This is a genomic window from Natronotalea proteinilytica, assembly GCF_055379935.1.
On the sequence record NZ_AP043947.1, the window covers coordinates 2,427,611 to 2,443,208 of the forward strand.

11 protein-coding genes are annotated in these 15,598 nt (G+C 56.1%); 6 read left to right on the forward strand and 5 right to left on the reverse strand.

Translation table 11 applies throughout. The features are described from left to right. Positions 1-37: 37 nt before the first annotated feature. Both pyk and ACZ5AL_RS09755 read right to left on the reverse strand, forming a co-directional pair. Positions 38-1,471: a pyruvate kinase gene (pyk, locus tag ACZ5AL_RS09750; RefSeq protein WP_464510178.1), complete on the reverse strand. Its 1,434-nt coding sequence runs from the start codon at positions 1,469-1,471 to the stop codon at positions 38-40. A 301-nt stretch (positions 1,472-1,772) separates the two neighbouring features. Further along, the gene (locus tag ACZ5AL_RS09755; RefSeq protein WP_464510179.1) at positions 1,773-2,900 is read right to left on the reverse strand and encodes a site-2 protease family protein; all 1,128 of its coding nucleotides are present in this window, start codon (positions 2,898-2,900) and stop codon (positions 1,773-1,775) included. A gap of 331 nt (positions 2,901-3,231) precedes the next feature. On the opposite strand from ACZ5AL_RS09755, the gene ACZ5AL_RS09760 reads away from it, so the two are divergent. The 4 genes from ACZ5AL_RS09760 (at position 3,232) to ACZ5AL_RS09775 (ending at position 7,592) form a co-directional block, all read left to right on the forward strand. Then, positions 3,232-3,726, forward strand: coding sequence for a PAS domain-containing protein (locus ACZ5AL_RS09760; RefSeq protein ID WP_464510180.1), 495 nt, complete (start codon positions 3,232-3,234; stop codon positions 3,724-3,726). A gap of 317 nt (positions 3,727-4,043) precedes the next feature. Beyond that, the gene (locus ACZ5AL_RS09765; RefSeq protein ID WP_464510181.1) at positions 4,044-5,585 is read left to right on the forward strand and encodes a class I adenylate-forming enzyme family protein; all 1,542 of its coding nucleotides are present in this window, start codon (positions 4,044-4,046) and stop codon (positions 5,583-5,585) included. Further along, positions 5,582-7,108: an HAL/PAL/TAL family ammonia-lyase gene (locus ACZ5AL_RS09770; RefSeq protein ID WP_464510182.1), complete on the forward strand. Its 1,527-nt coding sequence runs from the start codon at positions 5,582-5,584 to the stop codon at positions 7,106-7,108. The genes ACZ5AL_RS09765 and ACZ5AL_RS09770 overlap by 4 nt, the downstream gene beginning before the upstream one ends. Further along, complete coding sequence (locus tag ACZ5AL_RS09775) at positions 7,101-7,592, forward strand: DUF427 domain-containing protein (RefSeq protein ID WP_464510183.1); 492 nt, start codon at positions 7,101-7,103, stop codon at positions 7,590-7,592. Before ACZ5AL_RS09770 ends, ACZ5AL_RS09775 begins: the two co-directional genes overlap by 8 nt. A gap of 108 nt (positions 7,593-7,700) precedes the next feature. Here ACZ5AL_RS09775 and ACZ5AL_RS09780 read toward each other — a convergent pair whose 3' ends face one another. The 3 genes from ACZ5AL_RS09780 to ACZ5AL_RS09790 all read right to left on the reverse strand — a co-directional run bounded on the left by ACZ5AL_RS09780 (position 7,701) and on the right by ACZ5AL_RS09790 (position 11,885). Further along, positions 7,701-8,870, reverse strand: coding sequence for a cystathionine gamma-synthase (locus ACZ5AL_RS09780; RefSeq protein WP_464510184.1), 1,170 nt, complete (start codon positions 8,868-8,870; stop codon positions 7,701-7,703). Between the two features lie 123 nt (positions 8,871-8,993). Beyond that, positions 8,994-10,184, reverse strand: a complete 1,191-nt coding sequence (locus ACZ5AL_RS09785; RefSeq protein WP_464510185.1) for a tetratricopeptide repeat protein — start codon at positions 10,182-10,184, stop codon at positions 8,994-8,996. Between the two features lie 321 nt (positions 10,185-10,505). Continuing rightward, complete coding sequence (locus ACZ5AL_RS09790; RefSeq protein WP_464510186.1) at positions 10,506-11,885, reverse strand: tetratricopeptide repeat protein; 1,380 nt, start codon at positions 11,883-11,885, stop codon at positions 10,506-10,508. 298 nt (positions 11,886-12,183) lie between these two features. Between ACZ5AL_RS09790 and ACZ5AL_RS09795 the strand changes: the two genes are divergently transcribed. Together ACZ5AL_RS09795 and fahA are read left to right on the forward strand one after the other, a co-directional pair. Further along, positions 12,184-13,194: a hypothetical protein gene (locus ACZ5AL_RS09795; RefSeq protein ID WP_464510187.1), complete on the forward strand. Its 1,011-nt coding sequence runs from the start codon at positions 12,184-12,186 to the stop codon at positions 13,192-13,194. A 45-nt stretch (positions 13,195-13,239) separates the two neighbouring features. After that, entirely contained in the window at positions 13,240-14,535 is a 1,296-nt protein-coding gene (gene fahA, locus ACZ5AL_RS09800; protein WP_464510188.1) for a fumarylacetoacetase, read from the forward strand. The last annotated feature ends 1,063 nt before the right edge of the window (positions 14,536-15,598 follow it).

Sequence of the window (15,598 nt, forward strand, 5' to 3'; positions counted from 1 at the left end):
CAAACCGATGTACCGGGGCGTAAGCCAAACGCTCGTGCTAACGAATACGACTTACATGAACCATGTTGGTGCGTCCCTTGGCGGGCAGCGGCATGCCGGCGGTGATGACAATGAGATCGCCGGGCTGCACCAGCTTCTGTTCACGTAGCATGCTGTGTACGCGTGCAATACCCCGGTCGGTATCTTGCTGAAAGGGGATGTGAAAACTCTTTGTTCCCCACAGAACGCCTAACTGCCCCACTACATGCTCTTGATCGGTAAATGCATAAATGGGCATGCTAGGGCGATGGCGGGCAATCGACCGAGCCGTAGCGCCCGAGTTGGTTAAGCACGCAATGGCTTTTGCGCCCACCTGTTCAGCAAGGCGACACGCTGTGAAGCTGACTGATTCAGTGACCGACTCGGTATGTTCAAGCTGAGCGGGCGCCTGCATGAGCGACTGACGCTGTTCGTTCCAGTGCGACTCGGCCTCGCGAATGATACTGTCCATTGCCTTAACGACACGCACCGGATGGGCTCCCACGGCGGTTTCTCCGGAGAGCATGACGGCATCGCTTCCATCGAGCACCGCATTGGCTACGTCGCTCGCCTCTGCACGCGTCGGTCGTGGATTCTCAATCATGCTTTCTAGCATCTGCGTTGCTGTAATGACAGGAGATGCCGTGCCAAGCGCCCTCTGGATCAACCGTTTCTGTGTACCAGGCACCTTTTGCATCGGCATTTCGATACCCAGGTCACCCCGCGCCACCATGATGCCGTCGGTCTCCTTCAAGATACTATCGATCTCACGGACGGCTTCGGGTTTTTCGATCTTGGAAATAACAGCTGTATCCTTTCCTGCTTTGTTGATGCGACTGGTAAGTGCCTCGACGTCGCTTCGGGTGCGCACAAACGAAAGGGCGATAAGATCAACGCCCACCTCAAGTCCAAACTCAAGGTCTTTGATGTCTTTTTTCGTAAGCGAAGGGGTAGAGGTACGAATGTTTGGCAGGTTCACGCCCTTGCGCGACCGCAATGGCCCGCCCTCAATTACACGCGTTACGACATCGCCATTGTCTTCAATGGCGGTAATTTCTAACTCAAGCAGGCCATCGTCGAGAAGAATGCGTCCGCCAATGTCTGCGTCTTCGGCGAGCGTCTCATAGTCAATGCTGACGCGCTTGGCCGTTCCCTGCTCAATGTGTTGATTGGTGAGCGTGATGACGTCTCCGGCTTCGATAAACACGCATCCATCTTTGACTTGTCCGACTCGTATTTTGGGCCCCTGTAGGTCTTGCAAAATCGGAACCGAGCGCCCCTGCGCCTGTGCAGCCTCGCGTACCATCTGAATGCGAGCGGCGTGCTCCTCGTGCGAGCCGTGCGAGAAGTTCATCCGCGCCACATCCATCCCTGCAGCAATAAGACGTTCGATGGTTTCAGCATCGTTGCTGGCAGGGCCTAGCGTGACAACAATTTTGGTACGGCGATCCATGGTAGACAAAGCTTAAACGAAGGAATGACGAGAACAGTGGCTCTGCAGAAGCAGCACCAGAGCACACAGGCAAACGGAAAACTTACTGCCAGGAGAGCATATAAACGCAGCCTTTTAATTGACCAAAAGAGGGCACGTTGCATTGGAGTCCACAAATGTTTTTTGGAAGCGCTTTTTTACATAATGACTTCCCGTATCCATACACAAGCTCTGCCGTTCTTCTTTCATCATAGGGTGCTGGGCGCAAAGCATGCCTCTTGATGGCCTCTGCTAAAAACATCAGACACAAAACGGCCTCTGCTTAGGGAGCAGAGGCATCAGGCGAAGAGCGTGCTGTGTTGGTTTTAGACTGCGCGTCCATGGCTGACGACACCATAACTAGCTCGCCTATATTCTCGAAGGTAAGCAAGCCAACCAGTTGGGTGCCGTGCACAACGGGTACGGTTGAGCAATTCGACTTCTGCATGCGCTGAAATGCTTCGCCCAAGTTTGCATCTGGCGGCACCGTAAGACACTCGGTGTTGGCAACTTCCATCACTGGGTGATCTCCTGTGTGCGTACGCAGTGCCTCAATCAACTGCTGACGCCCTAACATGCCCACCACTTGTCCATCTTTCACGATGGGGAAGTCGTGGTCGGTGCCGGCGAGCAACTCATTCACAGCATCGTTGAGCGTTGCTTCGGGGCGAAGCATTCCGAAGCGGGTCATCATTGCTTTGTGAACGGGTGTGTTGCGTGCAACGGCGCGCACCATAGCATGCTGCGCCTCCTGCTCGGCCCCGATGTAAACAAAGAGCGCGATAAATATGAGAATGAAGTCGAACGATATAATTCCAATCAATCCAAACAACACCGCCATGCCCTTTCCTACGCGCGCCGCGATGCGTGTGGCTTCCGCGTAATCTTTACGTAACGCCAGCATCGCCCGCAGCACGCGCCCCCCATCCATTGGAAAAGCGGGCAGCATGTTAAAGAGCGCTAACCCAATATTCAGCCACATCAGCGTGGTGAGCAGATGAGCGTCGAGCGTGAACGCCGCCTGAATTGATAGACTGCTTCCAAATGCGATTCCCACAGCAGCTAACAGCACAGCAATTGCGATATTGACAGCCGGTCCGGCAATAGCGATCCAAAACTCTTTCATTGGATCCTCGGGCAACTCTTCCAGACGCGCCAGTCCGCCAATCGGATACAGCGTAATGCTGCGCGTTGGAATGGAAAAGACTTTAGCTGTAAGGGCATGTCCTAACTCATGAAGCACAACGCACCCAAACACCGCCCCTACCAACCCCAGCGTATAGAGCGTTGTAGCTACGCTCTCGCCCTGATAATACAGAAAGGCCGCAATGCCGGCTATCAAGAGAAAAAACGTCCAGTGCAGGAAAATTCCAATGCCTGATACGGACCCAATGCGCAGCGATCGACTCATTGCATACGTTGATGTGTAATCGGAAACTCGAAACCACCGTGTTGAACGTCTAATGAGGTCTCACAAGCGCCTAAGCGCTACAGCGCATACATCACCAGACGGATTTTTTGATCGATCTTACTTCTTCATCTTTGTCCCCCTTAACGCCGAAGCGAAATCAGGCGTTTCTGTTACGCCCCATAAATTATCCTCTTCGGTGTAACACACCCGAAAAGGACTGCAGCCAAAGGAACGGCTATTTTCCCTTATAGGTAGAGTTTTGTTGATACTTTGCCTTGTGCTTTATACCATGCACTGTTGTCTGTCCCTTTAGTATTTTTCTCGCGTGCTCATGGCCGAAGATTCTCAACAAGAGCCCTCCCCTGGTGCCGACCCTAATGCAGATCAGCAGATCGATTCGGTGAACGGACGTGCCAACCGCACCGAAGAAGCGGCTTCGCCGGAGGCGGCTTCTGTCGATCTAGCGTTTCAAGACGAAGCGCTTGATGAAAAGCTGGAGCAAGCTAGCACAGCAACGCTCGACACGGTCGATTTTGGCATCATTCAGGTGGATGATGAAGGGACGATCCTCTTCTTCAACCAGTATGAGTCGAACCTAAGCGGGGTAGACCCGGAAGAAGCCGTCGGACAAAACTTTTTTACCGAAGTCGCTCCCTGCACCAACAACCGTCTGTTTCGAGGTCGTTTCCGCAAGGGGTTGGACCGCAACGACTTAGACGAGACGTTTACCTACACGTACACGTATCGGATGCAACCTACACTCGTTACGATTCACCTGTATCGAGACAGCCGTAACGACAACTGGATCATGGTTAAAAAGTATTAGGCCCTCGTCAACGATCCTTTGTGGCCTGTCTACGAAGGCCCTAGCGCACGTAAGCGCCTCACGTAAGCGTCCTTAGATTGCGCTGGTACCTGCTCCTTCATTTTGCGAGGCGCTCTCAAATGTAGAATGCGCCCTGCTGTATGGCACTTCTCTTCTTATGACTGGAGTGGGTCATGCCTGGAGTGGGCTCGCTCCATGGTGTGGAAACTGATGTAACATAACGGCTCTACCCTTCTTCGATACAGAACGTCCCCCGTAGGATGGTGCGTACAGTACTATGTAACGTATTCTTGAATTAAACAATACCGCCTTTTTGTATGAGTTGTTGCTACGGGTCTCATGGCGAACGTCATCACGACGTCTGCTCTACGGCGCGGGCTCCGCGTGCTGAGCAGGCGTGCCGTGCTGCGCTCCGAGACGCGGCATCAGGCACACTGGATGCGTGGCACAACCTTCTATATAGTCGGTTGCGCGACCGCGCTGTGCCTGCCGTCATCCACAACGATGCCATCACGCCCGCAGCATCGCTCTGGACGGGGTCGCGCCTCTGGCTGCAAGCCTTTCGCAATGCCAACCTGCAACCAGGCCACCGCTTGGTGCTTGCCCTTCCCGAGTCTGCCGAGTTCATTCAAGTCCTCATTGCTGCGCTCTGGCATAACCTGACCGTCATTCCTGTACGACCGGATGCGAATCTCGAAACGTGCATCGATACGGTCGATGCGCATGTTGCCGTGCACACAGAACGGCTCACTGCCTACACATGGGTACCCGATGGATGCGCAGGCCCACGAAACGCCGTTGACCAGCTCCGATCCACCCAGTTTCCTGCGCATCCGAACGCCCGCTTCCTCCTGCGCACGTCTGGCACGACAACCCCCAACGGACACTGGTTTGCCCTGTCCGATGCAAACGTACTTTCGGTATTGGCAAGCCATCTACCATACTTCTCCTTAAAGCATGGCCGCGCACTCTCTGTATTGCCCTGGTCGCATGCCTTTGGGCTCGTACTTGACCTGCTTCCTGCTCTTTTTTCGGAGGCCGAAATCATTCGAGATCCTGAAGGAGGCCGAGATCCCGAATCGCTTTTAGCGCTACGGGATGCATGGGGAGCCACTCACCTTTCGGCGGTCCCTCTCACGATGACTCGCTTGCTTGACCATCCGAATGGGCCTTCCCTGGTGCGTGCACTGCAAGGCGGTATTGTAGGCGGTGCGCCCATCAGCGCGCCCCTGGCCGACCACATCCAAGAGTCGGCGCTGCGCATCGGGTACGGACAGACCGAAGCCAGCCCCGGCATTACGTTGGGCGATCCCGGCAATGCGGCCCCTAATTATTTGGGCGAACCCCTGGGGTGCTCAGTGCGCGTTTCAGAAGAGGGCGAGCTTCTGTTTCAAGGACAGAACGCGTGTATCGGACGCTGGGGCGAAAACGGACTCACGCAGTTTGCGACCGACCGGTGGGCTGCTACCGGCGATTTAGTGCACCAGGATGGCGATCATCTCTACTTTCGTGGACGCACCGACCATTCGTTCAAGCTCCAAAACGGACGTATGGTGAAGGCGGGCGTACTTGAGTCTGTGCTGCAGGAAGCCTATCCAGAAGCACGCGCTGTGATGGTGTACTCGCTCAATGGATCAGACACGGAAGTTGCACTCTCCTGGCCCCACGAAGGCCCCGATCCCCCCACGCAGCACCACCTGCATACAACACTTGGCTCCCTGCATCCGAAACCGAAGGCGGTGCGAACAATCTCCCCTGACGAGTGGCCCACCGATGCAAAAGGAGCAACCGACCGCACAGCGCTTACCAACCAAGTGGCCCAACTCACCGCTGCTCAACCTTCTCCTTCGTCCCAATGACTGCTCGCCGCCGCGACACCGACCTTCCCCTTGCGCTGGGACCGAACGTCACGCTTCCATGTCCGGTCGTTGAGCGTTTTGCATCCACCGCTGGTACGACGGTGACGTTCACCACCGCTGCCACCGATGCTTGTGCAACAGCCCGTGCTACCCTTACCACACTGCAAGACCAAGACGTTCCTCTCTACGGCATCACGACGGGCTTTGGCCCACTGGTTACCCATGCGCCTGCTGCCTCTCCCACCGAACGGGCCCAACGTCTTATTGCGCATCTGACCACCGGCACGGGACCTCCTATGCCACGAACCACTGTACGCGCTATGATGCTCATCCGCCTGCATACGCTGGCGTCAGGGCATTCAGGCATTCGAACACCCGTGCTGCATGCGTTGCGCGACATCTTCAATACAGAACTCGTACCACGCGTCCCCTCGATCGGATCGGTCGGCGCAAGTGGCGACCTCACTCCGCTCGCGTTTGTCGCACGCGTGCTCACGGGCCAAGGCTCCTGCCTGGACAGCAGCAATCAGCAGATTCCCACCAGCGACGCCTTGCAAGCAGCTGGTATCGAACCGGTTACGCTAGATGCCCGCGATGCGCTTGCGCTCGTGAACGGTACCGCCTTCATGACAGCCTACGCCGCGCTGGCATGCGCGCGGGCTTCCCGCCTCCTTAGATATGCCGAGGCCCACACCGGATGGGTATTTCGCCTGCTGGGCGCCCGCCTCGATCCGTTAGACCCCGACTTGCACGCTGTACGTGGCCACGAAGGCCAACAGACAAGTGCCGCCGCCATTCGAAAAGAAGCGGACGCCGAACAGTACACCCCGCTTGATAACCGTCCACTTCAAGAAGTATATTCGCTACGGTGCGCCCCCCAGGTGTTGGGCGCCTGCCGCGACCAGATCGCGTATGCCACCCGCATGGTGAAGGACGAACTCAATGGCATATCCGACAACCCGATTCTCTTTGACGACCCCGCACGCGTAGTGCACGGCGGCAACTTTCAAGGCCAACAGGTCGCGTTCGCTGCCGACGCGCTCAACGCCGCGCTGACGCAAATTGGCGTCCTCATGGAGCGACAAATCGACCTGTTGCTTACCCCCGATCATAACGGCAACGCCCCCCCGCTTCTCGCATGGACGCCCGGCGCAACGCATGGATTTGCAGGCGCACAACTTACGGCCACAGCACTCGTGGCCGAGCTGCGTCAGCGGGCACAGATGACGGCCACCAGCTCCATCCCAACCAATGGCGGCAACCAAGATGTTGTGTCGATGGGCGCGCTGGCCGCCCGAACGGCCTATGAGCAAACCCCGCATGTAGCGCGCATCCTCTCAATTCATGCGCTGGCCGCGTTGCAACTGCGGCACTTGCAGCGAGATGGGAGCGCCACCGGCACCGCTCCAACACCGCCCGACTACTGGCCTGATATGCCGCCTCTAACGACCGATCGCCCCCTCCACGACGAGCTGAACAGCTTCGCGGAAACGCTTCTTACCCCGCCCAACTTTTATGCCTGATCGCATCGAACCCGGTCCGAACCAAGAATCGGTTTGGGACTATCCCCGCCCGCCTGCTCTTGCGTCCACCGATCGACGCATCCGGGTTGTCTTCAACGACACTACGATTGTAGACACAACCAGCGCCTACCGCGTGCTGGAAACCAGCCATCCGCCGGTATACTACGTGCCTCCCGAAGCCATTACCGACGGTGTGCTGCAGGATGCCGGGCGCACTTCGCACTGTGAGTACAAAGGCCGTGCGCACTACTACGATGTGGTCGTAGATGAACGCCGGGCCTCACAGGCCGCCTGGGCATATCCGTCTCCTACGCCACGGTTTGAGGCTATAGCTGGATACGTAGCCTTCTATGCCCACAAAATGGACGCCTGCTATGTCGGCGACGAGCAGGTGGATGCGCAACAGGGCTCGTTCTATGGCGGCTGGATCACGAGCGATGTAGTCGGCCCCTTCAAGGGCGGGCCAGGCACTATCGGCTGGTAACCGTCACCTCGTACAGGAGCCTCAACGTACCCACAAAACTCGTGGAGACGCCCCAACGGGACGTCTCCACTTCTATTGTATTGCACCTCCGACCATACTCACGCATTATCAAACCCGTTCGATGGCCTGCTCCAGGTCGGCCCGCAGGTCGGTGATATCTTCGATACCGACCGACAGGCGAATCAGCGAATCGGTAAGTCCGATCTTGGCACGCTCCTCGGGGGGAATGGATGCATGCGTCATGGACGCTGGATGCTCGATCAAGCTCTCCACCCCGCCCAGGCTTTCGGCAAGCAAGAACACATCGGTGTTGGACAGCACGGTTTTCGCCGCGTCGATGCTGTCGTCGGTGAGCGTAAACGCGATCATTCCCCCGAAGTCGCTCATCTGCCTTGCAGCAATATCGTGCCCGGTGTGCGATTGTAGCCCCGGGTAGAGCACGGTGTCTACTTTAGGGTGTTCGTTAAGAAAAAGCGCCAGGGCACGGGCATTATCGCAGTGACGATCCATGCGTACGTGCAACGTTTTGGTACCACGCAGTGCTAAAAAGCAATCCATGGGGCCGGGAGACGCACCTGCGCTCTTGACCTGAAACCGCAGCTTCTCCGCCCATTCGTCGCTGTTGGTGCATACAGCCCCCAGAATAATGTCGGAGTGCCCGCCTATATACTTCGTTGCCGAATGCAGCACCAGGTCGGCTCCCAGATCGAGCGGCTGTTGTAAGTACGGCGTTGCAAACGTGTTGTCGACCGTCACATCAACATCGTGGGCCTCGGCAATGCCGCAGACGGCCTCGATGTCTACGATACGCATAAGTGGATTCGTGGGCGTCTCGACCCATATCATGGCGGTATCATCGGTGATGGCTGCCTCGACATTGGCAGGATCACTCATATCCACAAACGAAAACTCGATGCCAAATGGCTCAAACACCTGTGTAAAGAGACGAAAGCTGCCCCCGTACAAGTCGTTGGTTGACACCACATGATCGCCGGGACGCAGCCCCTTCATGATGGCATCGATACCGGCTACGCCCGAGGCAAACGCGATGCCGTGTGTAGCGCCTTCGAGGGCGGCCAGGTTACCTTCGAGCGCAGTGCGTGTTGGGTTTGACACCCGCGAGTATTCGTAGCCCTGGTGCTCACCGGGCGCCTGCTGTACGTAGGTTGAAGACTGGTAGATGGGGGTCATGACCGCACCGGTAGACGGATCCGGCTGCTGGCCTGCATGAATCGCATTGGTACCGAACTGTCGGGCGGAGGCATCATCAGAAGCCATAAACAAAAAGGGGGAATGCAAAAAAGATGGACAAACGAAAGGAACCTATGCAGATTCCACTAAGCGTCTTATTGAATCTCTCTTGGGGATGAGCAACGGATAGATCCCACAAACGTGCCGCAGCTATAACTGCTCGGGCGGCGCGCTATTGGGCATAGCTCCATCGAGGTCTTGATCGATATGATCGAAACAGTGATCGATAGCAGCGGCATCTTCGGTACGTTCAAGCAGCACGTATGCTCGATACAGCTCACGGCACGCAACCGGGTACATGCCATCGTTTTCATGGAGCCTATCAAAGGCTTCCTCGAACGGCCCTACAGCCCGCTCAACGAGTCGCTGGCGTCGTTCAGTAAGATTGGCAAGCTCCTCTTCCTCACGAGCCGTTGGCTCTTCGTCATTAGCGCGAAACGCTTCCTGTTTTTGGAGAACCTCTGTGTCAATGGCTACAGCCCGGTTCCAGTAGGCAATACCCAGATTTAAGTACACCCCGGCGTCTTCTGGCGCACGCTCCGCCGCCTGCCGCAGCGGGCCAACCGCCGACTCATACTGTCCATCATTCATTAAAAGGGTGCCGTAGTTGTACCAGAAGTCAGGGTTATCCGGATTACGCTCGGCCTGTTCAGCGTATGCATCCAACGCCTGCTCCATGTCTCCCGACGCCTTGAGGGCGTTTAGGCGGAGCTGTTGCAAATCATCATGATCGGGATACTGGGCAATGGCTGCTTCGATGAGTTCGGTTGCTTCATCATTCCGATCAAACTGCAGATATAAGCTCCCTAGCAGCGCGTATAATCGGGCGTCAACCGGGTCGGAAAGGGTATCGATGGCCTGTTCAAGAACGGGAATTGCCTCTTCGTGGTGGTTGCCGTCAAGCAGGGCTTCTGCTTCGCGTTGATAGGCACCACTTGAATCGGGCCGAACGAAACGGGCACTTCCAAAGTAGGAGGCCGCCTCTTTAAAATCGGCTGGCTCGGTGGCCGCCTCGACGCGTGCCGCACCATCGTTCATCAGGCTCGTGTACACCTCATCTGTATGCGTGAGCAGTTCATTATCAAACTCGGCTCCGCTGTTTTCAGCCTGCTGTGCGGCACGACGCACCTGTTGGTACGCCTCGCGACGTGCGTCTGGTGTCTCAGCATCACGCGCTTGGAGCGTCCGGATGTGCAGATTTAGCAGATGGGCCTCGGCATCAGCTGGGTCTTCAGCCAAAGCGTGCTCGATGTGTGTTAGTGCTTGCTCGTAATCGTTAACCTCGAGCGCCTGCTCGGCCTCCCCAATGTACGGGCTGCCACTACACGCTGTAAGGATCACTACCAGGCTGATCCAAATGACGAGTGCGTGCCCTGCAAATGTCTGACCTGCGACGTGAATGGGTGAGGGTCCCCTATTGCGTGTTTGGTGCATTAAGTATGACTGGCTTGGTGCGTTCAAAAGGGAAAACGACTGCTGTAGATGACGTACCGTGCACAGCAGGTTCTGTTGCCATTTCTGTACGTGGCATAAAGGCCTATACGTAACACACCGGTTCCCCGAGACCATACGAGCCTCGAAGAACCGGTGTGCACATGTGTTAACCTAAGCACATTACCTGCCCCGAAGGACGGGTACTGCGTTAGTGCCATATCTGAACCGTTACGGCTGTGGGGCTTCCTCCTCTACATCGTCCGGTGTTTCAGGCTGCTCAGGCATCTCGGGCTGCTCGCCCTCAAACTCATCGAAGCAATGCTCGATGGACTCCGCTTCAGCGCGCTGATCGAGCGCTCCGTATATCTGATACAGTTGCACGCACAGGTCCGCGTACCGGTCGTCGTTGGTGTCGATGCGTTCAAACACCTGACGCAGTGGGGTCGCGGCCCGCTCCAGAATATCGTCGCGCTGACTGGTGAGCTCATTCAGGCGCTCCTCTTCTTCTGCAGTAGGTTCGCGGTTTTCGTCAACGAGCTCGTTCTCAATTGGACGAATCGACTCTTCGAGAATCGTCTCCGAATGCTCTACAAGCGCAATCCCCAGCGCGTACTGGATGTCCATGTTTTGCGGTTCGAGCTCTGCCGCGCGCTCTAGCTGCGCAGCAGCCTCTTCTGGGTTATCTTGAAGCAGCACCAGCCCATAGCTGTAGCGAACCGATGCATCGTCTGGGTTTGCTTCAATCTGTCCTTCCAACCGCTCACGGGCCTGGTCGATTTGCCCCGTCATGCGGTACGTTTCAGCCAACACCTGTGGAATGTCGCTATCAGGAAACTGCTCTTCGCCGTCCTCCAAAATCGCAATGGCGTCGTCTTCCCGATCAGTTTCCATATACGCCTGCGACAAGATGAGGTACGCATCGGGCATCGCATCCAAGATGCCTTCGTACGCTTCTCGCTGTCCTTCCTCAAGCTCTTCACCGGCTTCATCCATGAGTTCCTCAAACTCTTGTCGCTCTTCGGCCAAGAGCTCAAGGGCACGGTTCATTGGATCAATGACGCCAGAAAAATCGCCCTCGTTATACAACGCATTGCCCTTCAGGAAGTGCATGCGCCAATTGTCTTCGATCAGGTATGTCGCATTCCCAAAAAACGATGCAGCGGCTGCAAAATCGCTTTGGTTAAACGCTTCAATACCACGCTCCGACTCTGCTTCAAAGGCTTCAAAAACAAGGCTTGCTTCTTCATCGATCTGCCCCATTTGCATGAGGGCAGGCTCTTCAAGAATAGCACTGAAGTTGTCATCGCGCGCGGCTACCTCATCGAACGAGGCGCCTGCTTCTTGAAACAACGACCGGCGCTGCTCTAGATCTTCGGTAGCCTGTGCCCACTGCAAATATGTGCGAGCGCGAGCGCGGTGGGCATCTTCGTTATCGGGCTCTTCTACGAGCGCGCTATCGATATACGCAATAGCCGTTTCGTAATCCTCCTGTTCAAGCGAATCCTCGGCCTCGCCCAGGTACGGGTTTCCGCATCCGGTAAGGAGCACGCCTGCAAGCGCTACCACGCCGAGAAGCGTAAATAAGGGGTATTGTCGATGCATCATCATAATCAGTTGAATCCAGCCAGGTAGATGGTAGGGGTAACGGGCACTGTGTAATTACGTCTGTGCCCCATACGTCGATTTTTTGTAGACGTTCACGAATAATACGTTGGATCCCCCTAAATTAATATGTGCCTGCGTAAACTGCACCCGTTCGCGTACAAGAGATTCGTGAACTCTCCACTATACTACGACGGTCACAAGGAATTGCGCTTGCTTTTATGGGCGGATACGTAGTTTACTGCACATGGCGTATTGTGAATGCGCTGCTTGTCTGCGTTTTCGTTCCTTGGATTCTGCACCTATGGCTTCTCAACCCCATACCGACGATACGCTCATCGCTCCTGGCCTCCGTGCGTTCATGCAACGCATCGTCGACTACGCGGGCCTGTTTCCGCCCGCCGATTTGCCGCTTGATGATGCCATGCGAAACTTCATCTCGTACCGGGGCGAACCAGAGCGCTGGATGCTCAATCGCTTCGTCATCCCTACGCGTCGCCTCAACGCGCTGCGCCCCTACCGCCGCGCCATTGCCAACGATCCTCCCTTCGGGTTTTCCGTGTTGGGCACCGGCGGCGATACGCCTGAAGCGTTTCTGGAAGCGTTTACAACCGACCTTGACCACATCGAATCATGCATCGACGACCACAACGCGCATGTACGTCCCGATGTGATGGAGGTCCGCCTCCCGAAAACGCTCCTCGACCCGCTCACCCCGGCCACGCTCCGCCCGTTTATTGAGCAGGTAGACCGTCACATGGCTCAGCAAGGGCTGGCGCATCTCGATATCTTTTTTGAGGTGCCCCTTACCGATACAACCACGGCTGCGCTGCCGGCTGCGCTGGCGGTCTTTGCCGATGCCAATGCCGACCAACCGGTTCCCGAACGCAGCATCCTTGGACTAAAGATTCGCTGCGGTGGATTGACGCGCGATTTGTTTCCCTCGGTTGAACACGTTGCCAAAGCTATTGCCGCATGCCACCAGTCTGGTGTTCGGTTCAAAGCGACAGCCGGACTCCACCACCCGGCTCGTCATCACGACGATAATCTCGATGTGATGCGCCACGGTTTTTTCAATGTGTTTGGGGCGGCTATATTTGCAGCTGAGCACGACTTGAATGCCGACCAAATCGCTGCTGTCTTGCGCGAGACCAACGAAGAAGCGTTCACCTTTACCGACCAGGGGATGGCCTGGGGGCCGCTAGAGGCGTCGGTCGAGGCCATCTCACACGCCCGATCTTCCCTGGCCCACTCCTTTGGAAGCTGCAGCTTTGAAGAGCCCATTGACGACTTGCGCGCGCTGAACTTGATGTAACCCCTATTCGATCGTTCGTTTTCTGTACGTTACCTTCTATTGCCTATGTCTACTGCTGTTATCCCGGCGGCGGATCGTTCATTTATCGATGTGCCCGCCGACCATCCGTTTCCCATTCAGCACCTGCCATACGGGGTGTTTCGTCCTGAGCCCAATGCTGAGCCCCGCATTGGCGTTGCCATTGGCGACTTCGTGCTCGACCTGGCCGCTCTGGCCGATGCCGGTCTGTTTGACCACGAAGCCCTTCACCCCAAAAAACACCCGTTCTATGCCGATGCACTGAATCCGTTTATGGCGCTGGGCCGCCCGGTGTGGAAAGCCACCCGCCAGACCATACACCATCTCCTCAAATCCGACACGGCCACCCTGCGCGATGACGAAACGCTGCGTGCCCAGGCGCTACATGCCCAAGACGACGTGAGCTTGCTGCTGCCCGCTGAAGTAGGCGACTACACGGATTTCTATTCTTCGCGCGAGCATGCCACCAACATTGGCACTATGTTTCGGGGTCCCGAAAACGCTCTTAAGCCCAACTGGCTACACCTTCCCGTTGGATACCATGGCCGTGCCAGCTCTGTGATTCTTAGTGGCTCACCGGTCCATCGCCCCTGCGGCCAACGCAAGCCCGATGAAGACGCGCCGCCTACATACGGCCCCAGCCAACTGCTCGATTTTGAGTTGGAGATGGGCTTTTTCGTGGGCTCTGGAAATGCACTCGGCACGCCCATCCGCACCGAGAATGCCGAAGACCATATCTTTGGCCTCTCGCTCGTCAATGACTGGAGCGCACGCGATATCCAGAAGTGGGAATACGTTCCGCTTGGCCCCTTCCTGGGCAAAAGCTTTGCAACCACCGTATCGCCCTGGATTACGCCGCTCGATGCGCTTGAGCCGTTCCGCACCGATGGGCCCGACCAAGACCCTACGCCGCTCGACTACCTGCAGCCAAACGACCATGCCAACTTCGACATTGAGTTGGAGGTGCAACTGCAGACCGCTGAGATGGATGCGCCGCACACGATCTGCCAGACCAACTTCAACTACATGTACTGGTCGATGCGGCAGCAATTAGCCCATCACACGGTCAACGGCTGTAATGCACGTCCCGGCGATCTGATGGCATCTGGCACAATAAGTGGCCCCACCGAAGACAGTTACGGCAGCATGCTTGAACTGGCCTGGCGCGGTACCAAGCCGATTCAACTGCCCGACGGTTCGGAGCGCTCGTTCCTGCAAGACGGAGACCGCGTCATTATGTGCGGATGGGCGCAAGGCGATGGCTTCCGCATCGGACTGGGTGCCGTTGAGGGCACGGTGCACCCGGCCCAACCGCTGGAGTAGCATCTCACCAAACGGTAGGTCCAAACAACAAAAAGCCGCTCTCGGGCATACCGGGAGCGGCTCTTTTATTTTAGGACTCTTTGGAAGTGATCTCTTTTTCTAACGTACTGGAATCAACACGCCCGCTCTCAGCTGGAACCGAAACGCATCGTCTAAATCCCCAGCCAGGACTGCCATTGTAGGTTCTGCATAGAACCTCACGTTCCGCTCCACCATGATCCCAACACCGATCTCCGGCCCGAACCGATGATTCGCTTCCTGAATGGCCCTGCTCTGAGTGTTGTATGGAGGAGCATCATTGGATAAAAGAAGATCGCCTGTCCGTGTTATACGCTGATAGGCTACACCGACACGCCCATACACCGCTCCCCTTGGCATCGTACTGATTTTTAAACGACTGTAGGCGAATCCTGTGGTAACGCGCTGCTCAACGTTCGCATCCAAGACATTAGGTCCTTGCCTATTGAGAGCTGTAGGACGATATAGCGCGCCTCCCATCCCAATTGAGACACGAGGGTGAACACGAACGTGCATCTCTATATTTGTCCCGTACGTCCGATCTCCGCGGGCGCTGGATGACCCTATTGTGGTTGCAAACGCAGGACCGACACCTAACGAAACGCGAGCTTCCTTATCGGATTGCGCAACAGCAATATCGGGAGTGGTCATGCTCCCAACCACAAGGCAAATGAAGATAAAAACAACACCCAATGCACGATTATATAAGCATATACCAATATATTGACCTGAAAAGAAATTTATTTAACCGAGACAGACCACTTTAATATATTTTATATTTTTCTCGGATGCAACCCAAAGAACACCTCGGGGAAAAGCCCCCACGCCGCTACTCAGGTAGGACTGTTCAACTAATAACATGAGATCCATCCAAACGTACCCAGGCTTCTCCCAAAAGCGCATGCTGCATTGCTACATTGGACAACCTGTATGCAAGCGATATGATGCCCCTATCTCCCCTCCAATATGCCGATCATTGAACCGGCGTCTGCACCGCACGGCATTCTGACACGGTCATCATTACAGGGTATTGCAATTTTGGCAA